This window comes from Azospirillum brasilense, assembly GCF_005222205.1.
In the GTDB taxonomy this organism is placed as follows: domain Bacteria; phylum Pseudomonadota; class Alphaproteobacteria; order Azospirillales; family Azospirillaceae; genus Azospirillum; species Azospirillum brasilense_G.
In genome coordinates this window covers 2,050,280-2,072,322 of sequence record NZ_CP032345.1, presented here as the reverse complement: position 1 = coordinate 2,072,322, position 22,043 = coordinate 2,050,280, and the positions used below count along the sequence as shown (strand labels likewise).

23 protein-coding genes and 1 tRNA gene are annotated in these 22,043 nt (G+C 68.1%); 13 read left to right on the top strand and 11 right to left on the bottom strand.

Annotation, left to right across the window (positions count from 1 at the left end; all coding sequences use genetic code 11):
* The first annotated feature begins 165 nt into the window (after positions 1-165).
* The 5 genes from D3869_RS10020 to D3869_RS10000 are packed head-to-tail and all read left to right on the top strand — an operon-like array spanning position 166 to position 4,494.
* A complete protein-coding gene (locus tag D3869_RS10020) occupies positions 166-1,392 on the top strand; it encodes a phage portal protein (protein WP_137139928.1) in 1,227 nt (408 codons plus the stop codon).
* Positions 1,379-3,013, top strand: coding sequence for a phage major capsid protein (locus D3869_RS10015; protein WP_137139927.1), 1,635 nt, complete (start codon positions 1,379-1,381; stop codon positions 3,011-3,013). Before D3869_RS10020 ends, D3869_RS10015 begins: the two co-directional genes overlap by 14 nt.
* A 12-nt stretch (positions 3,014-3,025) precedes the next feature.
* Positions 3,026-3,451 (top strand): hypothetical protein, encoded by a 426-nt coding sequence (locus D3869_RS10010; RefSeq protein WP_137139926.1) that lies wholly within the window; start codon positions 3,026-3,028, stop codon positions 3,449-3,451.
* Between the two features lie 8 nt (positions 3,452-3,459).
* A complete protein-coding gene (locus D3869_RS10005; RefSeq protein WP_137139925.1) occupies positions 3,460-4,080 on the top strand; it encodes a hypothetical protein in 621 nt (206 codons plus the stop codon).
* 6 nt (positions 4,081-4,086) lie between these two features.
* On the top strand, positions 4,087-4,494 hold the full coding sequence (locus tag D3869_RS10000; protein WP_137139924.1) for a hypothetical protein: 408 nt from the start codon (positions 4,087-4,089) through the stop codon (positions 4,492-4,494).
* Here D3869_RS10000 and D3869_RS09995 read toward each other — a convergent pair.
* On the bottom strand, positions 4,491-4,709 hold the full coding sequence (locus D3869_RS09995) for a hypothetical protein (RefSeq protein WP_137139923.1): 219 nt from the start codon (positions 4,707-4,709) through the stop codon (positions 4,491-4,493). The genes D3869_RS10000 and D3869_RS09995 overlap by 4 nt on opposite strands.
* Positions 4,710-4,792: 83 nt before the next feature.
* Between D3869_RS09995 and D3869_RS09990 the strand changes: the two genes are divergently transcribed.
* The 3 genes from D3869_RS09990 (at position 4,793) to D3869_RS09975 (ending at position 7,630) form a co-directional block, all read left to right on the top strand.
* Positions 4,793-5,152 (top strand): hypothetical protein, encoded by a 360-nt coding sequence (locus D3869_RS09990; protein WP_137139922.1) that lies wholly within the window; start codon positions 4,793-4,795, stop codon positions 5,150-5,152.
* Between the two features lie 428 nt (positions 5,153-5,580).
* The gene (locus D3869_RS09980) at positions 5,581-5,991 is read left to right on the top strand and encodes a phage terminase small subunit P27 family (RefSeq protein ID WP_137139921.1); all 411 of its coding nucleotides are present in this window, start codon (positions 5,581-5,583) and stop codon (positions 5,989-5,991) included.
* Entirely contained in the window at positions 5,963-7,630 is a 1,668-nt protein-coding gene (locus D3869_RS09975) for a terminase large subunit (RefSeq protein ID WP_137139920.1), read from the top strand. The genes D3869_RS09980 and D3869_RS09975 overlap by 29 nt, the downstream gene beginning before the upstream one ends.
* 80 nt (positions 7,631-7,710) lie before the next feature.
* Here the strand turns inward: D3869_RS09975 and D3869_RS09970 are convergent, their stop codons facing one another.
* The 3 genes from D3869_RS09970 to D3869_RS09960 all read right to left on the bottom strand — a co-directional run bounded on the left by D3869_RS09970 (position 7,711) and on the right by D3869_RS09960 (position 9,245).
* A complete protein-coding gene (locus D3869_RS09970; protein ID WP_137139919.1) occupies positions 7,711-7,977 on the bottom strand; it encodes a hypothetical protein in 267 nt (88 codons plus the stop codon).
* A gap of 254 nt (positions 7,978-8,231) precedes the next feature.
* Positions 8,232-8,322, bottom strand: a tRNA-Ser gene (locus D3869_RS09965).
* 119 nt (positions 8,323-8,441) lie between these two features.
* Complete coding sequence (locus D3869_RS09960) at positions 8,442-9,245, bottom strand: alpha/beta hydrolase (RefSeq protein ID WP_137139918.1); 804 nt, start codon at positions 9,243-9,245, stop codon at positions 8,442-8,444.
* Between the two features lie 42 nt (positions 9,246-9,287).
* Between D3869_RS09960 and D3869_RS09955 the strand changes: the two genes are divergently transcribed.
* Positions 9,288-10,529 carry a glycosyltransferase family 4 protein gene (locus D3869_RS09955; RefSeq protein ID WP_137139917.1) on the top strand — a complete coding sequence of 414 codons (1,242 nt, stop codon included), beginning with the start codon at positions 9,288-9,290 and terminating at the stop codon, positions 10,527-10,529.
* A 38-nt stretch (positions 10,530-10,567) separates the two neighbouring features.
* Positions 10,568-11,443, top strand: coding sequence for a TIGR01459 family HAD-type hydrolase (locus D3869_RS09950; RefSeq protein ID WP_137139916.1), 876 nt, complete (start codon positions 10,568-10,570; stop codon positions 11,441-11,443).
* A gap of 25 nt (positions 11,444-11,468) precedes the next feature.
* Here D3869_RS09950 and D3869_RS09945 read toward each other — a convergent pair whose 3' ends face one another.
* Positions 11,469-11,789: a ribbon-helix-helix domain-containing protein gene (locus tag D3869_RS09945; RefSeq protein ID WP_082188189.1), complete on the bottom strand. Its 321-nt coding sequence runs from the start codon at positions 11,787-11,789 to the stop codon at positions 11,469-11,471.
* A gap of 269 nt (positions 11,790-12,058) precedes the next feature.
* On the opposite strand from D3869_RS09945, the gene D3869_RS09940 reads away from it, so the two are divergent.
* Together D3869_RS09940 and D3869_RS09935 are read left to right on the top strand one after the other, a co-directional pair.
* Positions 12,059-13,195, top strand: a complete 1,137-nt coding sequence (locus tag D3869_RS09940; protein WP_137139915.1) for a hypothetical protein — start codon at positions 12,059-12,061, stop codon at positions 13,193-13,195.
* A gap of 8 nt (positions 13,196-13,203) precedes the next feature.
* Positions 13,204-13,878, top strand: a complete 675-nt coding sequence (locus tag D3869_RS09935) for an SH3 domain-containing protein (RefSeq protein WP_137139914.1) — start codon at positions 13,204-13,206, stop codon at positions 13,876-13,878.
* Positions 13,879-13,986: 108 nt separating this feature from the next.
* Here D3869_RS09935 and D3869_RS09930 read toward each other — a convergent pair whose 3' ends face one another.
* From D3869_RS09930 to D3869_RS09905, 6 genes are all read right to left on the bottom strand, one after another.
* Entirely contained in the window at positions 13,987-15,828 is a 1,842-nt protein-coding gene (locus tag D3869_RS09930; RefSeq protein ID WP_137139913.1) for a transglycosylase domain-containing protein, read from the bottom strand.
* A 208-nt stretch (positions 15,829-16,036) separates the two neighbouring features.
* Positions 16,037-16,564, bottom strand: coding sequence for a translation initiation factor IF-3 (infC, locus tag D3869_RS09925; RefSeq protein ID WP_035675720.1), 528 nt, complete (start codon positions 16,562-16,564; stop codon positions 16,037-16,039).
* Between the two features lie 84 nt (positions 16,565-16,648).
* Positions 16,649-18,613 (bottom strand): threonine--tRNA ligase, encoded by a 1,965-nt coding sequence (gene thrS, locus D3869_RS09920; RefSeq protein ID WP_137139912.1) that lies wholly within the window; start codon positions 18,611-18,613, stop codon positions 16,649-16,651.
* A 153-nt stretch (positions 18,614-18,766) separates the two neighbouring features.
* The gene (locus tag D3869_RS09915) at positions 18,767-19,984 is read right to left on the bottom strand and encodes an EAL domain-containing protein (protein WP_137139911.1); all 1,218 of its coding nucleotides are present in this window, start codon (positions 19,982-19,984) and stop codon (positions 18,767-18,769) included.
* Between the two features lie 22 nt (positions 19,985-20,006).
* Positions 20,007-21,092: a quinone-dependent dihydroorotate dehydrogenase gene (locus D3869_RS09910; RefSeq protein ID WP_137139910.1), complete on the bottom strand. Its 1,086-nt coding sequence runs from the start codon at positions 21,090-21,092 to the stop codon at positions 20,007-20,009.
* Positions 21,089-21,451 carry a DUF952 domain-containing protein gene (locus D3869_RS09905; protein ID WP_137139909.1) on the bottom strand — a complete coding sequence of 121 codons (363 nt, stop codon included), beginning with the start codon at positions 21,449-21,451 and terminating at the stop codon, positions 21,089-21,091. Before D3869_RS09905 ends, D3869_RS09910 begins: the two co-directional genes overlap by 4 nt.
* 306 nt (positions 21,452-21,757) lie before the next feature.
* Between D3869_RS09905 and D3869_RS09900 the strand changes: the two genes are divergently transcribed.
* The gene (locus D3869_RS09900; protein WP_137139908.1) at positions 21,758-22,006 is read left to right on the top strand and encodes a hypothetical protein; all 249 of its coding nucleotides are present in this window, start codon (positions 21,758-21,760) and stop codon (positions 22,004-22,006) included.
* Positions 22,007-22,043 lie beyond the last annotated feature (37 nt).

Below are 22,043 nucleotides of genomic sequence, written 5' to 3'. Positions count from 1 at the left end.
TGTTTGGGGTGCGAACATAGAAGTGCGTCGGCACACCCCCCCTAACAAACAAAGAAAAACACAGGCGGACCAAAGCGGACATTAGCGGAATACTGTCTCTGTGTGTTGCTAATTTTCCTATTTAATGTAGAATAAGCTTGCCGTTTCTGACGTGGCAGGCTTTTCATGTTTGGTTGGCTGAAGCAGAGATTGCCTTACGAGCGCAAAGACACTGGCGGCTATGAAGTCCTGACCGGCGGTGCTCTGCCGACCGCAGCGGGCGTTTCCGTCTCCCCGGAAACCGCCATGCGCTGTTCCGTCGCCTTCGCCTGCGTCAAGGTGATCGCCGAGACCGTCGAACAACTGACCCCGCACCTGTACCGCAAGAAGGGGCCGGACGACCGGGAGCGCGCCACCGACCACCCCGTCTATCCCCTGGTCACGCAAGCCGCCAACCCGTGGACCCCGGCCAGCGAGTTCCGTCTCGTGCTGGGCACGCACTTCGCCACCTACGGCAACGCCTATGCCTTCGTGAACCGCGACGGAGCCGGGCAGGTGGCCGAGCTGATCCCGCTGGACCCGCGCACCGTCTCCGTCCGCCAAGACCCGCGCACCATGGTTCCGGTCTACACCGTCGCCACGGGGGCCGGGCTGGCGCGCGACTGCGACCGTTCGGAGATCCTGCACATCCGGGGCGTTGGGCTGGACGTTCACAAGGGCGCTTCGCCCGTCACGCTGGCCCGCGAAGCCATCGGCCTTTCCCTGACCCTGGAAACCCACTGCGGCGGGCTGTTCGGCCGTGGCGCCAAGCCGTCCGGCATCCTGAAGCACAAGCGTAAGGTGACGCCCGAGCTGATGAAGAAGCTCCGCGTCTCCTTCACCCAATGGTTCGGTGGGGCCGCCAACGCCGGCAAGACGCTGATCCTCGAAGAGGACATGGATTTCCAGCAACTCCAACTGTCGAGCGTGGATGCGCAGACGTTGGAAATGCGTCGCTTTCAGGTGGAGGAAGTCAGCCGCTTCTGGCGCGTGCCGCTGCACATGGTGGGCGAGATGGACCGCGCCACCCACGCCAACGCGGAAAGCATGGGGCAACAGTTCCTTACCTTCTGCATGCTGCCGATCCTGCGCCTGTGGTGCGACGCGCTGGCGATCACGCTGCTGACCCCGGAGGAACGGGGCGAATACTACTTCGAGTTCCTGGTGGACGACCTCGCCCGCGCCGACATCGCCGCGCGCTTCGAGGCATACAGCAAGGCCATCAACGCGGGCGTGCTCAATCCGAACGAGGCCCGCTCCATGGAGAACCGCGCCCCCTACGCCGGGGGCGAGACCTTCATGCGCCCGATCAACACCGCGCCCGCCCCGACCAACGGCACCACCAGCACGGAGGCCGGCAATGGAGCGGCTTGACCTCGAATTCAAGTTCGCTCCGTCCGACGCCGGGGTGATCGACGGCCTTGCGTCCCCGTTCGGCGGTGCGCCCGACCGGGTGCGCGACATCGTGGCGCCTGGTGCTTTCTCCCGCTCGCTGGCCGAGCACAAGGCGCGCGGCACCATGCCCGCCATGCTGCTGAGCCACGACCCGGCGGCCGTGGCCGGCACCTGGGAGACGATGGAGGAAGCCCCGGAAGGGCTGAAGGTCTCGGGCCGGCTGGCGCTGGGCACGACCACGGGCGACGAAGCCTATGCCTTCGCCAAGACCAAGGCCGTCACCGGCTTGAGCATCGGCTTTCGCACGGTGAAGGCGACGCGGCTTCCCGGCGGTGTCCGCCGGCTGGACGAGGTGGACCTCTTGGAGGTGTCGCTCGTCGCCGTGCCCGCCGCGCCGTCCGCCCGCATCACCAGTGTGAAGAGTTTCCCGGCCGCTGGCGCGGCCATTCTTGAGGAGAGCACCATGGAAGACGAGACCACGGCCGCGCCCGACAACGGCACGGTGGAGACCAAGGCCGCCGAGCTGGTGGCCGGCATCGAGACGAAGATGACGGCCGCGATCACCGCCGCGCTGGCGCCGATCACCGACCGTCTGGGCAAGGTGGAGACCGCGCTCCGCCGGCCGGGCGCCGCGCCCACCACGGAGACCAAGGGCGCCGAGGCTCCCGAGCGCAAGGCGTTTGAGACCTATCTCCGCCACGGCGTGGCCGGGCTGGAGTTCGGCGAGGTGAAGACCCTGCGCACCGCCGAAGACCCGTCCGCCGGCTATCTCGCCCCGGCCGAGTTCATCGCCGAAGTGGACAAGAACATCGTCATGTGGAGCCCGGTGCGCCAGTACGCCACCGTGCGCAACACGGCGCGCGGTTCGGTGGAGCTGCCCAAGCGCATCGGCCGTCCCACCGCCACCTGGGTGGAGGAGCTGGAGGACCGCGACGACACGGAGACCGGCACCCGCTACGGCAAGTCCAACTATGAGGTGAAGGAGCTGACGGCCTACGTGGACGTGGGCTTCAACACGCTGGAGGACGCCGCCGTCGATATCTTCGCCGAACTGGCGATGGACCTCGCCGAAGAGTTCGGCGCGGCCGAGGGCACGGCCTTCGTCACCGGCAACGGCGTGAAGCGCCCCATGGGCTTCATGTCGGACACCAGCATTCCGACCGTGGCGACGGGCGACGCCTCGAAGATTACGCCGGACAGCATCATCGACCTGTATCACGCGCTGCCGAGCCCGTACCGCACCAACGCCGTGTGGGGCCTGAACGGCACGACGCTGGGCGCCATCCGCAAGCTGAAGGACGGCAACGGCCAGTACCTCGCCCTGGTGCAGGGCATCAACGGCGCCCCCGTGACCACCATCATGGGCCGCCCGGTGGTGGAGTTGCCGGACATGCCCAACGTGGGAGGCGGCAACATCCCTGTCGTCTTCGGCGACCTCGCCCAAGCCTATCGGGTGTTCGACCGCGTGGGCTTCTCGCTGCTGCGCGACGACCTGACCCAGCGCACCAAGGGCAAGTGCCGCTTCCACGCCCGCAAGCGGGTGGCCGGTGGCGTCCGCAAGTCGGAAGCCCTGCGCAAGCTGATCGTGGCCGCGATCTGAGGAGGACCGACCATGCGCGACCTGATGAACAACATCACGCCCGTCACCATCATCCCGCCGGGCACGACCACGAACGACAACACGGCCGTGGTCTCGTCCATCGTGGACAGCCTGGGCTATGGGTCCGTGACCTTCGTCCTGCTGACCGGCTCCCTGGCGGACGCCGACGCCACGTTTTCCGTGCTGGTGGAGCACGGGGACGCGGCCAACCTGTCGGACGCCGAGGCCGTGCCCGATGATCTGCTGATCGGCACCGAGGCGCTGGCCGGCTTCACCTACGCCGACGACAACAAGGCCCGCAAGGTCGGGTATGCCGGCGGCAAGCGCTATCAGCGCGTCACCATCACGCCGGCCGGCAACGCTAGCGCGGCGAACCTGGGAGCTGTCGCCATCTTGGGGCACCCGCACAACGCGCCCACCGCCAACCCGCCCGTGTGAGACGCGCCATGCTGACCGTCACGGCTCCCGCCGATAGCCACCGCCTCACCACCTTAGCCGCCGTCAAGGGAGAGATGCGCCTATCGTGTGGAGCCGATGACGAGTTCCTGTTGGACCTGATCGACCACACCAGCGCCACCATTCGGCGCTGGTGTGGTCGCATCTTCGCACTGGAAACGGTGCGCGAGACCTTCCGCCTGGCAGCTCCCATCGAAACCCTGTCTCTGTCGCGCTGGCCGGTGGTGTCCGTCGCCTCAGTCATCGAGGCCGGCAACCCGCTGGCCGCTGGTGACTTCGAGACGGAGGACGACACGGCCTTCGTCTACCGGCTCACCGGATCGGACAGCCGCCGCGACTGGCCGGCGGGCAAGATCGTGATCGAGTACCAAGCCGGCTACATCCTGCCCGGCAAGCCCGGCCGCACGCTCCCGGAGGACGTGGAGCGGGCAACCATCATGCTCGTCAAGGCGGGGTGGTTCGGCCGATCCCGTGATCCTCTGGTGCGCTCCGAGGACGTGTCGGGTGTCCTGTCCACCACCTTCTGGATGGGTGGCTTCGGCGAGGGGGCATCGCTCCCGCCCGACGTTGAGGGCCTGCTGTCCCCGCACCGCCAACCTTCCATCGGGTGAACCGCCATGCTGAACCCCGGCACCTACGCTCTGGCCGACCGCGCCATCACCACCGCCATCAACGAGGCGCAATCGCCCATCGTGGACCTGGAGGGCATGACGGCCGTCACCATCCAAGCCCGGCTTGCCTACGGTTCCGGCGGCACCACGGCCAAGGTCTACGTCGCCACCAGCTTGGACAACGGCTTGACCTGGGTGGACGTGGCGTGCCTCGCCTTCGGCCCGGCCGGTGGAGTGAAGGTGGTCAACGTCTCGGGCCTGACGCCGAAGGGCATCCCGGTTGTGCCAACAGATGGCGCTCTCGCCGATGACACCACGGTTGATGGCGTACTTGGAGATCGGCTGAGAGCGCGCATCGTAACTATGGGGACCTACAGCAATAGCATTCTGTCTGTCAGAGCTACTATTCGTTAGGTACGCTCATTCCCGTGCTCTTCGAGTATTTCGGCAAGCTTTGTCCACGACACCCTATAGTGCTTTTTCTTGGAGTTGGCCGGGTAATAGTCAAGCGAGCCCTTGCTAATATGAAGCTCTCCGGTCTTTTCCCCGTCCGTTACCACCTCCAGCACAATATCGGAGTTGAGGACTTCAAGTTTTGGCATCTGAGTAATGCGGAGCGTTGTCGCCACGGCCCTATTCTCCAGAGTGGAAAGGGTGCGGAGCTTCCACCATCGAGAACGGAGAGTCCACCCAAATGACATGCAACTCTGAAGTGGCTGCCCTTGACCGCGCGCTTGCCATCGCTGGCGAGACCGTTGTGCTGCGTCGCCAGTACGGCGTGAGCCCCAGCGTGTTCGTGGACGTGGAGTGCCGGGGCTTTGTGCGCGGATACCGGCCGGAAGAGTTAATCGGTGGCATCTCGCAAACGGACATCTTCGTCATCCTGTCGCCCACGGAGATCGAACGGGCCAAGTGGCCGGGTGGCTCTGGTCTGTCGTCTACGACCGATCCGCGTGTCCCGAAGAAGGGCGACAAGCTGGTTGTGCGCGGCGCCCTGCGCAACGTGGAGGCCGCCGGCCCGATCTACGTGCGCGGCGAACTGGTGCGCATCGAAATGCGCGTGCTGGGGTGACGCCATGCCTTACGCCCCACCTCGCGCCTGCAAGTGTGGCGCCCTGGTCCCCGCCGGCCAGAAGTGCCCGCGCTGCACCAAAGCCTATGACGCCGCCCGAGGGACCGCTCGCCAGCGTGGCTATGACGCGGCGTGGGAGCGCGTCCGTGCCGAGTTCGTCAAGACGCACCCGGTGTGCTGCGTCCCTGGCTGTGGCTGCCCCACGGAGGACGTGGACCACATCGTCAGCGTCAAGGAGGCGCCGCACCGCCGGCTGGACCCGACGAACCTTCGCCCCTTCTGCCACTCCCACCACTCGAAGCAGACGCGCCGCGACCAAGGCGGGCCGAAGCGTTGGAGGGGATAGGCATGTCGGAATTTCACACCGAAGGGGCCGGGACCGTTGGGGGGTCTTGCGCGCACTCACGCCGAAATTGGGGATTTTCATCATGAAGGGCCGGAAGCCGAACCTACAGGTGATCGAGGGCGGCGCCGCACCCGGCCGGTGCCCGTCTCCGCCGTCCTGGCTGACCACCCACGCCAAGCGGGAATGGAAGCGTTCCGCCCCGGAGCTGCACCGCCGGAAGCTGCTGACAGCCGACACCATGGCGACGCTGGAAAGCTACTGCGTCGCCGCCGGGCAGGTGCGGGAGTTCGAGGAGATGATGGGCGCGGAAGGCCGCATGGTCTCCACCGAGAACGGCCCCAAGCCGCACCCGGCCTTCAAGATGCAGCAAGCCGCCATGCGCGAAGCCCGGTTGCTGGCGGCCGAGCTGGCGCTCACGCCGCACCGGCAAGGCACCAAGGGCAAGACCGAAGAGGACAAGGGCAATGGCTGGGATTCCGATTTTCTCGCCTGATCCGGGGCTATACCCCGATCCGACCGGCCGCGCCGACAAGGTGTCCCGGTTCGTCCGCATGCTGCGCCTGTGGGAAGGCCGCTTCGCGGGCGAGCCGTTCCACCTGCACCCGTTCCAAGAGGCGGTGGTGCGCCGCATCTATGGCCCGTCCACCGACGATGGCCGGCGGCTGGTGCGCTTCGCCTGCATCTGGATTCCCCGCGGCAACGCCAAGACGACCCTGGCGTCTGCCCTGGCGCTGGCGCACTGCCTGGAACCGGAGGCCGAAGCCGGCGGACAGGTGATCCAGGCGGCGGCGGACCGAGAGAACGCCGGCATCGCCTTCAAGCACTCGTCGGAGATGGTGAAGCAAGACGACGCCTTGGCCCGCCGGGTCCGTCCCATCGAGTCGCGCAAGGTGCTGAACCACGTCAAGACCAGCTCTACCTTGAAGGCCATTTCGTCAGAAGCCTATTCCAAGCACGGCATGAACGCTTCGTTCTTCCTGGCGGACGAGATCCACAGTTGGCCGCTGGCCGAGGGGCGCAAGCTGTTCAAGGTGGTGACAGATTCCATGGTGAAGCGCGAGGAACCGCTCACCGTCGTCATCTCCACGGCCGGCGAAGGACAGGGCGGGCTTGCCCACGACCTGTGGAACTACAGCCTTGCCGTGGCGCGCGGCGAGGTGGACGACCCGACCTTCGCCCCGATCATCTTCGCGGCGGACCCGGAAGCCGATTGGCGGGATGAAAGCGCTTGGCACGCGGCCAACCCGGCTATCGACGCCGGCTTCTGTTCGCTGGAGGAACTGCGCATCAAGGCCCGGCGGATCGAGCACTTCCCGGCCGAGATCGCCGACTTCCGCCGCTTCCACCTGAACCAGTGGCAGGAAGGCGCGTCCAACCCGTGGATGGACCTTGCCACCTACGACAAGGCCGAGCCGATCACCGACTCGGAAGACCTGATTGGCCGGGCGTGCTGGGTGGGTGTGGACCTGTCCAGCGTGGAAGACCTGACCGCCGTGGTCGCCGTGTTCCCCGATGGCGAGGGCGACGGCCGCAGCTATGACGTGCTGCCGTCCTTCTTCCTGCCCGAAACCGCGTTGGGGAAGAAGGCCGAGAAGGACCGGGCTGATTACCTGCGCTGGCGCGACGCCGGCTTCCTGACGATCACGGAGGGAAACCGCATCGACTATGACGCGGTGATCGCCCATGTGGTCGGGCTGGCCGAGCGGTTCGACCTTCAGGAAGTCGCCATCGACCGATGGAACTCCACCGCTGTCACCACGGCGTTGCAGCGAGAAGACATCACCGTCGCCACCTTCGGGCAGGGCTTCGCCAGCATGGCCGCGCCCGTGCGCGAGCTGAAGCGCGCCATCCTGGGCGGAGAGTTCCGGCACGGCGGGAACCCGGTGCTGCGGATGTGCTTCGCTAACGTGGTGGCCGAGAAGGACGCGGCCGAGAACGAAAAGTTCACCAAGGAGAAGGCCCGTGGGCGGATCGACGGAGCGGTTGCCGCCGCGATGGCCGTGGGCCGCATTCTGGCCGGCGATGAAGGCCCCAGCGTCTACGAGACCGCTGACCGACCGAATGGCTTCCTTGTCGTTGGGGACGGCGGTGAAGATGACCCGGAGGAGTGGGAAGATTTCTTGCTCGTTTGAAATCTGAAAGGAGGCTGCGGGATGGTTGCCGGCATGACACGCAGCAAATAATACCTGCTATCTCCCCGCAGCCACTTAATTCAAAACGAAAATTCTCGCAAAAGCCCGTCAAACGAAGGCAACACCAGCTTAAACTTCATTGCAATTTCGCCATCATCGGCAACGATATCAACAAAGCGATATTGTGAACTATCGTAATTAGCATGAACTCTTGCGCCAGAGAATTCAGCAGCGTTCAACACCTCCCCGACCTCTCTATGCAATTCCATCGAGGAATGGGGAGTGGCATTGCCGGCACGGCGCATACTCGCCCCATCAAACCGAAAACAAAACATGTGCTTGGGCATATTCACCTCCAGCTTTAAGGAACATTGATGCGCAGTCTCCTGCGGGAGAATACGCATTTAGACGCCCCAACTCAGAACACTCCTCGCGTACCTCCATTGGCACAGGCCCAAGTGGATAGCAATTCCCCCCACCTTATCCGCGGGCGTCCGCCAACAGCGGCGTCAATCCGCCGCAAAGTGTGGGGTAAACTGTGGGGAAACGAAAAAGGCTAGAGCGGATTTTCTAAGAAAATCAACGCTCTAGCCTGATTTCGTGGCGGAGGGAGAGGGATTCGAACCCTCGATACCCTTTTGGGGTATACACACTTTCCAGGCGTGCGCCTTCGACCACTCGGCCACCCCTCCGCAGAGGCCGCGTTTATATCCAGCCCGAAGGCGGTGCGCAAGCCCCTGAAATCACTTTTTGGGAAAAATCTTGCGCCGCCTTCTGGATGATCCGTGGGGCGGATCGAAGCCCTCTTTCTTCAGGCCAAGCCGCGGACCAGATCGCCCACCGTGCGGCACAGCAGGTCGATGTCCTGGTCGCGCGACAGGCGGTGGTCGCCGTCCTTCACCAGCGTCACCCGCACGTCCGCGCTGCTCAACCGGTCGGCCAGGGTCAGGCTGACCTGCCAGGGCACATCCGGGTCGGCCATGCCGTGCAGCAGGCGCACCGGCTTGTCGAAGGCGATCGGCTGGCGCAGCAGCAGGTGGTTGCGCCCGTCCTCGATCAGGGCGCGGGTGATCGGCTGCGGCTCCGGCCCGTAGTCGGAGGGGCGCAGCCAGCGGCCCGTCTCCAGGATTTCGCGGCGGACGGACTCGTCGAAGAGATCCCACATCAGGTCCTCGGTGAAGTCCGGGGCGGCGGCGATGCCGACCAGCCCGGCCACCCGCTCCGGACGGCGCAGCGCGGTCAGCAGCATCATCCAGCCGCCCATGGAGGAGCCGACGAGGATCTGTGGCCCCACCGTGACGCGGTCCAGGACGGCCAGCGCGTCGTCGGCCCACAGCCCGATGGTGCCCTCGTCGAACCGCCCGCTGGAAGCGCCGTGCCCCTGATAGTCGAAGCGGGTGAAGGACAGCCCCTCGCCCGCCGCCCATTCCTCCAGGGCCAACGCCTTGGTGCCGGTCATGTCGGACATGAAGCCGCCGAGGAACATCACGCCGGGGGCCAGCCCCTCCGGGTCGCGGCCGGGGGTGTGACGATAGGCTATGGTCGCGGCGCCGCGCTTCAGGCTATGGTGCGCGCCGCCCTGCGACGGGACGGGGCCGGCTGCGGGTTCGGTCATATCGGACACCTCTGTGGGCCAGGACTTTAGGAATCTGTGACTATGGACGTCGAATCCCAGCTTAGCACCGGCGAGGACCCGCGCAACCCGGCCGGCGCCTTCGCGAAGGGCGCCTTCGCGGCCGCCGGCCGCCGGCCCGTCGTGCTCCAGGTGCTGCCGGCGCTGGTCACCGGCGGGGCGGAGCGCGGCTGCATCGACGTGGCGCTGGCGCTGGCCCAGGCCGGAGCGCTGCCGCTGGTGGCGTCGGAAGGCGGGCCGATGGCGGCGGAGCTGGACCGCGCCGGCATCCGCCACATCACCCTGCCGCTGGCCTCCAAGAACCCGCTGGTCATCCGCCGCAACGCGCGCAAGCTGGAGGCGATCATCCGGGAGAACGGCGTGGACATCGTGCACGCCCGCTCCCGCGCCCCGGCCTGGAGCGCCTGGCTGGCCTGCCAGGCGACCGGCGCCCGCTACATGACCACCTTCCACGCCCCGTACAACTACAAGAACGGGCTGAAGCGCTGGTACAATTCGGTGATGGCGCGGGGCGAGCGGATCATCGCCATCTCCGGCTTCATCCGCCGCCACATCCTGGAAAATTACGACGTCGATCCGGCGGTCATCCGCACCATCCACCGCGGCATCGACCCGCTGTCCTTCGCGCCGGAGCGGGTCAGCTCCGCCCGCATGATCCAGCTTGCCCAGAAATGGCGGCTGCCCGATGACAAGCCGGTGATCCTGCTGCCCGGCCGCCTGACCCGCTGGAAGGGCCAGACGGTGCTGATCGACGCGCTGGCGAAGCTGGGGCGCAAGGACGTCTGCGCGCTGCTCGTCGGATCCGACCAGGGCCGCACCGGCTACCGGCAGGAGCTGGAGGAGCAGGTGCGCCGCGCCGGCCTGGAAGGCGTCGTCACGATGACCGACCATTGCAACGACATGGCCGCCGCCTACCGGCTGTCCACCGTCGTCGTCTCCGCCTCGCAGGAGCCGGAAGCCTTCGGCCGGGTGATCGTCGAGGCGCAGGCGATGGGCCGCCCAGTGATCGTGTCCGCCATCGGCGCCTACCAGGAGACGGTGATTCCCGGCGAGACCGCCTGGGTGGTGCCGCCCGCCGATCCCGACGCGCTGGCCAAGGCGCTGGACGAGGCGCTGTCCCTGACGACGGAGCAGCGCGACGCCATCGGCGCCCGCGCCCGCGCCTTCGTCGCCGAGCGCTACACCAAGCAGCGCATGTGCGCCGACACGCTGGCCGTCTATGCGGAGCTTCTCGCCGAGCCTAAACGGGCCGCGCAAGGCCGCTGAACCGCCCCCCTTTCCCGCCCGTCACACCACCGGACCCCATGACCGACATCGTCCAGCTTTCCGGCATCGCCTCCGTCATCGACCGTTACGACGGGGTCATCCTCGACCTGTGGGGCGTCCTGCACGATGGCGAGCGGCCCTATCCCGGCGTGCCGGAATGCCTGGACCGGCTGCGCGCGGCGGGCAAGGTGATCTGCCTGCTGTCGAACGCGCCGCGCCGCACCGGCGGCGTCATCGCCAAGCTGGACGGCATGGGCATCGGGCGCGAGCGCTATCACCATGTCATGACCTCGGGCGAGGCCGCCTACGACGCGCTGCGCGACCGCGACGACCCGTGGCATGCCGCTCTGGGCCGGCGGCTGTACCACATCGGCCCGGACCGCGACATGGACGTCTATGAGGGGCTGGACTACACGCTCGCGGCGTCGCCGGACGAGGCGGATTTCGTGGTGAACACCGGCATCGTCGACTTCGCGGAATCGCTGTCGGTCTACGAGCCGGCGCTGGAGGCCTGCCGCCGCCGCAACCTGCCGATGGTCTGCGCCAACCCCGACCTGATCGTGATGGTCGGCGAGCAGATGGTCATCTGCGCCGGCACGCTGGCCCAGCGGTACGAGGAGTTGGGCGGTGACGTCTTCTGGCACGGCAAGCCGCACGCCCCGGTCTATGACCGCTGCCTGTCGCTGATGGGGATCAAGGACAAGCGGCGCATCCTGGCGGTGGGCGACAGCCTGCGCACCGACGTCGCCGGGGCCAACGCCGCCGGGATCGACGTGGCGCTGGTCACCTTCGGCATCCATCGCGAAGAGCTGGGCGGCGCCTGGGGCGAGTCCGTCGATCCGGCCAGGCTGGCCGCCGCCGCTGCCGCCTCCGGCCATCAGCCGACCTACGGCCTGCCCAGCCTGCGCTGGTGAGGCGGCGGGCGTCCCGCCCCTCGCTTCAGTCGAAGGGCGGGATGGCGTCGTCCATCGCCTTGCGCAGAATGCTGGACGGTCCGTCTTCGGAGAAGCCGCGGCTTCCGATGGCGTTGCGGAAATAGCTGACAATGAAGACGCGGATCGAGGCGGTCAAATTCGCCTCCCCGCGCCTTTGGTCGATCTGGGTGCAGATGTCGTTCAGCGTCAGCCCTTCACGCTCGCAGATTTCCTTCAAGGAGTCCCAAATATAGGGCTCCATCCGAAGACTGGTGCGTCGACCGGAAACCTTGACATTGCGACAGACCAGGACCGGCCCTTCCTTGTTCCCCTGTCTGCCCGCCATATCGTTGCCCTTGGTCCCCTGCCGTTGCGGAAAGGCGCTCGCGTTTCCGGCGAATATACATTCACTTGTATGATGATATTGCAAGCGGCGTGTGGGCACAAAGCCAATTTCGACCGGGGGTCGCGATCCCGGCCCGGGGTTCACCGATCCGGCCGTCGCCGAACCCCGTCTCCGGCAAAAGCCGCTTCCCTTCGCGGGCGGCTTCGCTGTACCAGTGCCGGGACGAACCGGCACAAGCTGTAGTGGTCACTTCCGGTGGAGAACGAGCGATGGTGCGACCGGCGGCGTGGGGGATCGCGGCGACGCTGATGGCCGGGCTGGCGCCCGTCCCGCTGGCGCGCGCGTCCGACCTGCCCATCGACCGCATCCGCGCCGAGGTGTCGCGCCTCGTCCCGCCGCCCTGGACCGTCGAAGAGATGACCGCGGACCCGATTCCCGCCCCGGCGCCCGACGGCAAGGCCGCCGCCAAATCCACCGAATCGCGCACCGCCGTCCGAATCGGGGCCAAGCTGCGGCTCGCCAAGCCGACCTACATGGTGGAAAGCCGGGACGGCGCCGTGACCTTCATCCGCCCCGCCGCCGAGGCCGGGCTGGAGAAGACGCTGGCCGCCACGGCGCTCGCCACGCTCGGCCCCAACGGCTGGAACGCGCGCATCGAGCTGCGCAACCCGGAGGTGCTGGAGGGCATCGGCCAGCCGCTGGACGAGCTTCCCGGCCGCCCGGTTCTGGCCGGTTCCGCCGAGGCCAACCGCCTGCGCGACCAGATCGCCCGCGACGCCGAGGCCCGCGGCGCCGAGGAGGACGCCCGCCGCCGCCGCGAGGAGGACCTGCTCGCCCGGCAGGCCGCCGCCAGCAAGGCCGAGGAGGAGCGCGCCGCCGCCGAACGGCGGCAGGAGGAGGCCCGCGCCGCGCGGATCGCCGACCTGCGCGCGCGGATTGTGGGCGCCGACCGCCCGGCGCGGATCGCCGCCTATGAGGCGGCGCTGGGCGGCAACGACCCGGCGCTGCGCCAGATCGCCCTGGAGGCGGCGCTGCAGAGCCGCGATCCGGTTCTGGGCAATCTGGCGCTGAAGGATTGGATCGCCCGCCGCAAGGCGGTGCCGGTGCAGCTCTACGCGACGAAGGAGGACCCGCATTCGGAAACGGTGCTGAACAACCTGGGTCCGCTGACGCTGGAGATCGATTCCGTCAACCCGGTCAACGGCGCGCTCGCCGGACGGCTCGGCGCTCCCGGCTACAGCATCGCCAAGCCCTCCGCCGCCATCGGCGCGCTGGCGCAGACCACCCTGACGGTGAACGCCTACGGCTGCGCCCTGTCGTTGCGCCTGACCGACCAGCAGACCATGGACGGGCTGTTCCGCTGCCAGACCCTGCCCGCGCTCATCGCCCGCGTCACCGTGGATTGAGGCGGCGGATGCGCCGGCTCGCCCTTCCCCTTCTCGGTCTGCTGGCGTTGTTCGGCGGCCCTTCGGTGTGGGCGGAGGAGGCCGAACCGACCGTCACGCCGCGCCCGCCGCCGACCGCCGTGCTTCCCCGGCTGACCCCGCTGGGAATGGCGGGGAAAGCGGCGCCGCAGGGTCTGGCGCCGTTGCTTCCTGCGCCGGTGCTGACCGCGCCCGCGTCCGCGCCATCAACGGCGGCGGCGGAACCGGCCACAACCGCCGCTCCCGCGGCGGAGCCCCCGGTGCCGACCGCCACCGACACCCTTGCCGTCCCGCTGCCGGCCCGCAAACCGGCCGGCCCCGCACCGGCGGCGGTTGCGGAAAGCCCGCCGGCGAACCGCTTCAAGGGCGGCTACGCCAAGGCCTCGAAGGAGGATCGCGGCTGCGCCCTGCCCGGTTCCATCGCCGAGGAGCGCAGCGCCGACACGCGCCGCCCGGCCATCGCCGTCGGGACACGGGTGCGCGTCCGCGCCGCCGCGAACCTGCGCGTCGCCCCCTTCTGCGACGCCAAGGTGGCGGACGTGCTGGAGCGGGGGGAAACGGTCACCGTGATGGCCGCCTTCGGATCCTGGTACGAGGTCGGGCGGAACGGGCGGACGCTGGGCTTCGTCGGCGCGTCCCTGCTCGCCGGGGCGAAGGGCCGCTAAAGCGAACTTCCGTTCGCTTTAGACTCACATCGCCTCACTTGCCGGCGGGCTTCGGCCGCATGTGCGGCCGGGACCGCCGTCGCGGTCCAAAGCGGATTGCAATCCGCTTTAACCCTTCACCCGCGCCGCCTCGACCATGAAGCGGCGCCAGATTTCCGCCGGGACGGAGCCGCCGGTCACCCCCTTCATCGGTGTGTTGCCGTCGTTGCCGACCCACACCCCGACCGTCAGCCCACGCCCGGCCACGCCGTCGGCGAAGCCGATGAACCAGGCGTCCCGGTAATCGTTGGTGGTGCCGGTCTTGCCGCCCGCCCCGCTCTTGGCGAGCGCCGCCGGCAGGCGGGCCGTCTTGCCGGTGCCGTCCCGCATGACCTCGCCCAGCATCGCTTTCAGGGTGGCCGAGATTTGCGGGTCGATCACCCGCTCCGCCTTCGGCGGCGTGTAGCTGTAGATCGTCCGCCCGGCGGGATCGCCGATGCGCTGGAACAGATGGCCGCTGACCTTGCTGCCGCCGTTGGCGACCACCGCGTAGGCCTGGGTGATCTCCAGCAGCGACACCTCGCTGACGCCCAGCGCGAGGCCGAGGTCCGGTTCCAACGGCGACTCGACGCCGAGACGGCGGGCGGCGGCGGCGATCTCCTCCGCATGGCCACGGGTCAGGCGGGCCGAGGCCGTGTTGGTCGAATGGGCGAAGGCGTCGGCCAGCGTCAGCGAGGACGGGTAGCGGTTGTCGAAATTGCGGATGGCCCGCCCGTCGGTGAACTCCATGCGCGAGCCGTCGACGCGGGAGTCCGGGGTCAGCCCGCGTTCCAGCGCCGCCAGGAAGACGAACAGCTTGAAGGCTGAGCCGGGCTGGCGGCGCGCCTGGAGCGCGCGGTTGAAATGGTCGCGCCGGGCCGCCGCGTCGCGCCCGCCGATCATCGCCAGGATCGCCCCGTCGCCGTCCAGGGCGACCAGGGCGACCTCCGCGTCGCCCAGGCCCTTGGCGTGACGCTTCAATGTGGTTTCCACGCTGCGCAGGGCGGCCGCCTGGAGATCGCGGTCGAGCGTGGTGCGCGCGGTGAAGGTCGGTCCCGGAAGGTCGCCGCCGTAGCGGTCGGCGGCGAAGCGGTCGAAGCGGGCCTTGGCCGTCTCGCGGAAATGGCCGGTGGACAGCACCGCCGCCTTGTTGGCGGCGGCCAGCATCGGGCGCTGGCGCTTGGTCTGCTCCGCCGTGCGCTCGGTGATGAAGCCCGCGTCGGCCATGGCGTCGAGCACCAGGGCGGCCTTGGCCTCCGCCTTCTCCAGGTCGGCGAAGGGGTTCAGGCGGGAGGGGGCGGGCAGCGCGCCGATGAGCATCGCCGATTCCTTCAGCGACAGCTTGCCCGCCGGCTTGCCGAAGAAGACACGGGCCGCCGCGTCCACCCCGTACGCGCCGAAGCCGAAATAGGCGCGGTTGAGGTACAGGTACAGGACGTTCTTCTTGCCGAGCTGTTCCTCGAAATCGCTGGCGCTGTACAGCTCGTACGCCTTGCGGGACCAGCGGTTGTAGCGGTTGAGGAAGATCAGCTTCATCGTCTGCTGGGTCAGCGTGCTGCCGCCCTGGCTGAAGCGGCCGGAGGTCACCGCCACGGCCAGCGCGCGGGCCAGACCCTGGTAGTCGATGCCGTCATGCTCCAGATAGCGCCGGTCCTCCTTGGCGATCAGCGCCTGGATCAGGTGCTTCGGCATCTTCTCCAGCGTCAGCGTGTCGCCGTACGTCTCCCCGATGGAGCCGATGAAGCGCCCCTGACGGTCGAGGAAGCGCACGCCGTGGCCGCGGTTGTAGGCCAGCACGTCGTCGACGGTGCGGAACTCGTCCCCGAACAGCTCCATCGCCTGGGCTGGGGGCGGAGCGGACAGGCCGGACAGCAGCGGCAGCGCGAGCGTCAGAGCCAGGGCGGCGCGGCGGAACAGGAAGGGTCGGGGCATCGGCCGTATGGTGGAGGCGGAACGAGCCTCACGTCGGCGCGCCGCCCCGCTTCCGCAATGCCGGTACCCCGTAATTGCGGAATGGCAAAGCGGGGCAACGGCGCCGCGCCCAACAAAAAAGCCCGCCGGAACCGGCGGGCCTTTTTGGGGACGCGTGTGCTCTGCGGACGGCGGTCGGGCCGTCGCGCCGAAGGGTCACCTCGGCGCCCTATCTCGGCGCCAGGACCATGACCATCTGGCGGCCTTCGAGCTTGGGCATCTGCTCGACCTTCGCCAGTTCGTCCAACTCGTCGCGCACGCGGACCAGCACGTTCATGCCAAGATCCTGGTGCGCCATCTCGCGCCCGCGGAAGCGCATGGTCACCTTGACCTTGTCGCCTTCCTCAAGGAAGCGGCGGGCCGAGCGCATCTTCACGTCGTAGTCGTTGTCATCGATGTTGGGTCGGAGCTTGATCTCCTTCACCTCGATGATCTTCTGCTTCTTGCGCGCCTCGGCCGCCTTCTTCTGCGCCTCGTACTTGTACTTGCCATAGTCGAGGATCTTACAGACAGGCGGCTCCGCCTGCGGAGCGATCTCGACGAGGTCGAGGCCCGCATCCTCAGCGGCCAGCAGCGCATCGCGCAGCGAAACGACGCCCACCATCTCGCCGTCGGCACCGACGAGACGGATCGAGCGAGCCGTGATCTCCCGGTTTACCCGCGGTCCATCGCGGGTCGGAGCGGCTTCGGACGGTATCCTGGCTATGGACGCTTCTCCATGACTGGAAACCCACCGGGGCGCGACCTCCCGGAGGGAAGCCCGCCCGATCGGTGCGGTCGGTTAAAACGGCGAATCGAAAGCGGCGGCGCCCGCGGGGGACCTCGCCTCCTCATTCAGTTTATTGAGCGCGGCGTCGAGGGCAAGAACTTCCTGATCCTTACCACCGAGGGTACGGAGGGCGACCGTCCGTTCCTCCGCCTCGCGCTTGCCCACAACCACCAGGACGGGAACCTTCTGAAGGCTGTGTTCGCGGACCTTCAGGTTGATCTTCTCGTTCCGGGTGTCGAGTTCGGCGCGGATGCCGCGGCGCTTCAGCAGGCTGACGACCTCCTGCCCGTAGCCGTCGGCCTCGTTGGTGATGGTGCAGACCACCGCCTGGACCGGGGCGAGCCACATCGGGAACTTGCCGGCGTAATGCTCGATCAGCATGCCGATGAAGCGCTCCAGCGAGCCCAGGATGGCCCGGTGCAGCATCACCGGACGGTGGCGGGCGCCGTCCTCGCCGATGTAGGAGGCGTCCAGCCGCTCGGGAAGGTTCGGATCGTACTGGAGCGTGCCGCACTGCCAGGTGCGCCCGATGGCGTCGGTCAGGTGGAACTCCACCTTCGGGCCGTAGAAGGCGCCCTCGCCCGGCAGGTCCTCATACTCCAGCCCGGCGGCGTCGAGCGCCTGGCGCAGCGCGCCCTCCGCCCGGTCCCACAGGTCGTCGGAGCCGGTGCGCACGTCAGGACGCAGCGCCAGCTTCACGGCGATCTTGTCGAAGCCCAGATCCCGGTAGACGCCGAGCTGCAGCTTGAAATACTCCGCCGCCTCGCTCGCCACCTGGTCTTCCGTGCAGAAGATGTGGGCGTCGTCCTGGGTGAAGGCGCGCACGCGCAGGATGCCGTGCAGCGCGCCCGACGGCTCGTTGCGGTGGCAGGAGCCGAACTCCGCCATGCGGATCGGCAGGTCGCGGTAGGAACGCAGCCCGTGCTTGAAGATCTGCACATGGCCCGGGCAGTTCATCGGCTTGATGCCGAGCATCTTCTCGCCGTCGTCCGCCGAGACCTTGAACATGTTGTCGCCATACATGTCCCAGTGACCCGACGCCTTGAACAGCGAGCTGTCGATCAGCTGCGGCGTCTTGACCTCGACATAGTCCGCCTGGCTCAGCTTGGTGCGGATGTAGGTCTCCAGCGTGCGGAACAGCGTCCAGCCCTTCGGGTGCCAGAAGACCGAGCCGACGGCCTCCTCCTGCACGTGGAACAGGTCCAGTTCCTTGCCCAGCCGGCGGTGGTCTCGCTTCTCCGCCTCCTCGAGCTGGTGCAGGTAGGCCTTCAGCTCCTTCTCGTCGCGCCAGGCGGTGCCGTAGATGCGCTGGAGCATCGGGTTGCGGCTGTCGCCGCGCCAGTAGGCGCCGGCCACCTTCATCAGCTTGAAGCCGTTGCCGACCTTGCCCGTGGTCGGGGCGTGCGGGCCGCGGCAGAGGTCCAGCCAGTCGTCCTGGCGGTAGATGCTGATGTCCTGGTCCGCCGGGATCGCCTCGATCAGCTCGGCCTTGTAATGCTCGCCGAGCTTCTTGAAGTAGGCGACCGCATCGTCGCGGGTCCACACCTCGCGCACGATGGGAACGTCCTTGGCGACGATCTCGCGCATCTTCGCCTCGATCTTCTGCAGATCGTCGGGCGTGAAGGGCTCCTCGCGCGCGAAGTCGTAATAGAAGCCGTTGGCGATCGCCGGACCGATGGTCACCTGCGTGCCCGGATAGAGCTTCTGCACGGCGTCGGCGAGGACGTGGGCAGCGTCGTGACGGATGACCTCGAGCGCGTCGGGATGACTGCGCGTGACGATCTCGATCTTGGCGTTGGTGGTGACGGTGGTGGTGAGGTCCTTCACCTCGCCGTCGAGCTTGACGGCAAGCGCATCCTTGGCAAGGCGCGGCCCGATGGACTGGGCAATCTCAAGCCCCGTCACCGGCCGGTCGAACTCCCGCACGCTGCCGTCGGGCAGCGTGATGGCGATGTTGGACGTCACCGAAGTCACCATTTGACTGTTTGCATCGCACCCGGCGGATGCCGGGAGGCGAAATCTCTAATGCGGGCGGGCTTTCTGTCAAGGGCGCCGCGGGCATTTCCGGCCCGAATCCGCCGCCCGAACGGCGAATTTTCTTGCATAATTAATTCACGGCGAAAAATCGTCTCAGGGCGTCTTGCGCGCCGGGCGCGGCTCGCCGAGCCGGAAGCCCTGGCCGAAATCGATGCCGCTGCGCAGGATCGCGTCGAGTTGCGCCTCCGTCTCGATCTTCTCGGCGATGAGGTCGATCCCCGTGCCGTCCAGGCGGCGGCGCACATCCTCGACGCTCAAGGCCAGGGCGGGGTCGAGCAGCAGGCCGCAATCCAGCTTCAGATAACGGATCTCGTGGCGCAGCAGCGCGTCCACGTCGATGTCCAGGTCGCTCACCCGGTCCATGGAAAAGCGGAAGCCGATGCGGGCGAGCTGCGACAGAATGCCCATCGTCACCGCCCCGCCCGCCCGCAGCTCCTGCTGGCTCAACTCGAAGACCAGCTTGGGCACCAGCGTCTGGTTGCGCACCATCAGATCGAGGAACTGCCGCATGAACGCCGCGTCGCTGAGCGTCGCGGCGGACATGTTGCAGAAGAAGCCGATGGCGTGCTGGCGCCGCTCCGTCTCGCGGATCAACTGGATGCAGCGGACCAGCAGGAGATTGTCGATGGTGGCCATCAGCCCCGCGCGCTCCGCGATCTCCAGATAGCGGTCGGGCAGGATCAGCGACCCGTCGGCGGCCCGCACGCGCGAGAACACCTCGAAGAAGCGGTGCTTGCGCTGGGGCAGGCTGACGATGGGCTGGAGGTGGATGTCGATCCGGTCGGCGGCCAGCGCGTCGCGCACCGCTTCCAGAACGGCGGCCTCGTCCATGGGCGGCGGCGCGACGACGGCCGGGGAACGCAGGTCCGGCGGGCGGGGCGCCTGGAACGCCGTCCGGGACGGCTGGGACGTCCGCGGCGGTTCGGGGGATTCGGGCGGCCGGGATTCGCCGAGCCGGGCGACCAGCGTGTGCAGGAGCTTGACCTCCTGAAGAACGGCCTCGTGAGCGGCGGCGGAGTCGCCGGCCTCGGCCGGCGCGGTGGGCCGGTCCAGCCGTTCGGCCAGCGCGTCGACGCTCTTCTGAAGCCGGTCCAGGCGGTGCAGGGTGTCACGCTCCCGGCTGGCCAGCCGGCGGTGCAGATCGACGACGGCGCCCGCCAGAAGGATCAGCGCGCCGCCGAGCCAGCCCAGCGCCGGGTCGGTGCCCGGCGACAGGTCCGGCAGGCCGATGGCGACGGAGACCGCCGCCGCGACGGCCAACCCATGGATCAAGACCGACTTGATCAAGGTCGACTTGATCAGGGCCGCCATGCGCCGGTTCCCCCCGCCCCGCTCAGCGGTGATCCGCCCCCACGGCGTCGCTCAGCGAGGCAAAGCCGTCGCGGCGCAGCAGGGCGGCAAGGTCGCGGCGGATCGCCAGCACCAGCGCCGGCCCGGCATAGACCAGCGCGGAGTAGAACTGCACCAGCGAGGCGCCGGCGCGGATCTTGGCGTAGGCGTCGGCGCCCGACGCGATGCCGCCGACCCCGACCAGCGGCACCTTGCCCCCGGTCAGCCCGTACATCTCGCGCAGGACGGCGGTCGAGGGTGCGAACAGCGGCTTGCCGGACAAGCCGCCGGCCTCCGCGCGCAGCGGCTCCGGGATCTCCGCCGGCCGGGCGATGGTGGTGTTGGACACGATCAGCCCGTCGATGCCCGACTCCAGCGCGACCGCGGCGATGTCGGACTTGTCCTCGTCCGTCAGGTCGGGGGCGATCTTCAGCAGCACGGGCGGCGCCTTGGCCAGCTTGCAGGCGGAGCGGGCGTCGAGAACGCGGCCCAGAAGGGTGCGCAGCGGGTCGCGTCCCTGGAGCGCGCGCAGGCCCGGCGTGTTGGGGGAGGACACGTTGACGACCAGATAGTCGACCAGCGCCGCCACCCGGGTCACGCCGAGGACGTAATCGTCCGCGGCCTCCACCGTGTCCTTGTTCTTGCCCAGGTTGGCCCCGACGATCCCCGGCGCCTTGCGCCCGCCGGACGACTGCCGTTCCAGCCGCCGCTCCAGCCGCTGCGCGAAAGGCTCCAGCCCCTCGTTGTTGAAGCCCAGGCGGTTGATGACGGCCCCCTGCTCCGGCGCGCGGAACAGACGCGGCTTGGGGTTGCCGGGCTGCGGGCGGGGGGTGACGCTGCCCGCCTCGACGAAGCCGAAGCCCAGCCGCAGCATGGCGTCGACCACCTCGGCGTTCTTGTCGAAGCCGGCGGCGAGGCCGACCGGGTTGGCGAAATCCAACCCCATCACCCTGGTCCGCAGGATCGGATCGTCCTTTTCCCGCACCGGCGGCATCAGCCCGCTCGACAGGGCCTTGATGGTCAGCCCGTGCGCCGTCTCCGGATCGAAGCTGCGCAGGACGGGGCCGACGATGGGAAACAGGTCGATCACGGTGTGGTGTCCTTGAAGGTCGCCGGAAAGAGGTGGCGGCCGTCCGGCCCCAGCGGCAGCGGATCGGCGCGCAGCACCGCCGCGGGAGGCAGCGGGCCGTAGAGATGGGGGAAAAGCTGGCCGCCGCGCGACGGCTCCCAGCGGAGCGCGTCGCCCAGCGCGGCGCCGTCCACGGTCAGCAGGACCAGCCCGTCCTGCCCGGCCCGGTGCTTTGCCGCGCTTTCCTCGACCTGGGCGCCGGTGGAGAAGTGGATGAAGCCGTCCGCCGCGTCCTGCGACGAGCCGTGGTAGGCCCCGGCGGCGAGCGCCTGTTCCCACTCCGCGGCGCGGCACATATGGAAGATGATCCGTTCAGTCATGGCGGGGCGACCTTACCGCAAAGCCGCCCGCCAAAGCCAGATTTGGCAAAAGCGGAACGGCCGGCCGGGCATTGATAACTTCAGAATGGGACGTTGCGCTGTTTGCTTCGCAATTTGCAAACGCGGCCTTGGGAATCCCGCGGCATTTTGCAGAAGGAAAATTCGCCGACCCGCCGCGTCCCACCCCGCCGGCCACACGGAAAAGCCGCAGAATCAAGGATTCCCAAAGGCATTCGCCCGGCCGGCGGCAACTTTTCGGACTTGGCATCGGGATTGCTGAGAGAGGGGCAAGCAAGGAGATGCCCCATGAACGCGATTGCGATGAATGTTGTGAAGGAACGCCACCCGGTGGAACACGCGCTCGACTCGCGCATCCATGGGGTGATCGTGTCCAGCGTGGACAGCGCCCCCCTGGCCGCCACCGCGGAGCCCAGCAGCACGCCCGTTCCGCTGAAGCCTTCGGCGGCGATGCTGGCCGCCGGGTCGCGCGCCGGCGGCGTCTCGGTCGAGACGGCCTGGAAAATCTATCTGGCGATGATCAAGGAAGCCGCCTGACCGGTCCGTTCCACCCTCTCCTTCCGCGGCGGCGGCC

Bases quoted from the DNA above. Each gene is read 5' to 3' on its own strand.
- D3869_RS10020 (WP_137139928.1), top strand. From the start codon at position 166: ATGTTTGGTTGGCTGAAGCAGAGATTGCCTTACGAGCGCAAAGACACT.
- D3869_RS10015 (WP_137139927.1), top strand. From the start codon at position 1,379: ATGGAGCGGCTTGACCTCGAATTCAAGTTCGCTCCGTCCGACGCCGGG.
- D3869_RS10010 (WP_137139926.1), top strand. From the start codon at position 3,026: ATGCGCGACCTGATGAACAACATCACGCCCGTCACCATCATCCCGCCG.
- D3869_RS10005 (WP_137139925.1), top strand. From the start codon at position 3,460: ATGCTGACCGTCACGGCTCCCGCCGATAGCCACCGCCTCACCACCTTA.
- D3869_RS10000 (WP_137139924.1), top strand. From the start codon at position 4,087: ATGCTGAACCCCGGCACCTACGCTCTGGCCGACCGCGCCATCACCACC.
- D3869_RS09980 (WP_137139921.1), top strand. From the start codon at position 5,581: ATGAAGGGCCGGAAGCCGAACCTACAGGTGATCGAGGGCGGCGCCGCA.
- D3869_RS09975 (WP_137139920.1), top strand. From the start codon at position 5,963: ATGGCTGGGATTCCGATTTTCTCGCCTGATCCGGGGCTATACCCCGAT.
- D3869_RS09970 (WP_137139919.1), bottom strand. From the start codon at position 7,977: ATGCCCAAGCACATGTTTTGTTTTCGGTTTGATGGGGCGAGTATGCGC.
- D3869_RS09960 (WP_137139918.1), bottom strand. From the start codon at position 9,245: ATGACCGAACCCGCAGCCGGCCCCGTCCCGTCGCAGGGCGGCGCGCAC.
- D3869_RS09955 (WP_137139917.1), top strand. From the start codon at position 9,288: ATGGACGTCGAATCCCAGCTTAGCACCGGCGAGGACCCGCGCAACCCG.
- D3869_RS09950 (WP_137139916.1), top strand. From the start codon at position 10,568: ATGACCGACATCGTCCAGCTTTCCGGCATCGCCTCCGTCATCGACCGT.
- D3869_RS09945 (WP_082188189.1), bottom strand. From the start codon at position 11,789: ATGGCGGGCAGACAGGGGAACAAGGAAGGGCCGGTCCTGGTCTGTCGC.
- D3869_RS09940 (WP_137139915.1), top strand. From the start codon at position 12,059: ATGGTGCGACCGGCGGCGTGGGGGATCGCGGCGACGCTGATGGCCGGG.
- D3869_RS09935 (WP_137139914.1), top strand. From the start codon at position 13,204: ATGCGCCGGCTCGCCCTTCCCCTTCTCGGTCTGCTGGCGTTGTTCGGC.
- D3869_RS09930 (WP_137139913.1), bottom strand. From the start codon at position 15,828: ATGCCCCGACCCTTCCTGTTCCGCCGCGCCGCCCTGGCTCTGACGCTC.
- thrS (WP_137139912.1), bottom strand. From the start codon at position 18,613: ATGGTGACTTCGGTGACGTCCAACATCGCCATCACGCTGCCCGACGGC.
- D3869_RS09915 (WP_137139911.1), bottom strand. From the start codon at position 19,984: ATGGCGGCCCTGATCAAGTCGACCTTGATCAAGTCGGTCTTGATCCAT.
- D3869_RS09905 (WP_137139909.1), bottom strand. From the start codon at position 21,451: ATGACTGAACGGATCATCTTCCATATGTGCCGCGCCGCGGAGTGGGAA.
- D3869_RS09900 (WP_137139908.1), top strand. From the start codon at position 21,758: ATGAACGCGATTGCGATGAATGTTGTGAAGGAACGCCACCCGGTGGAA.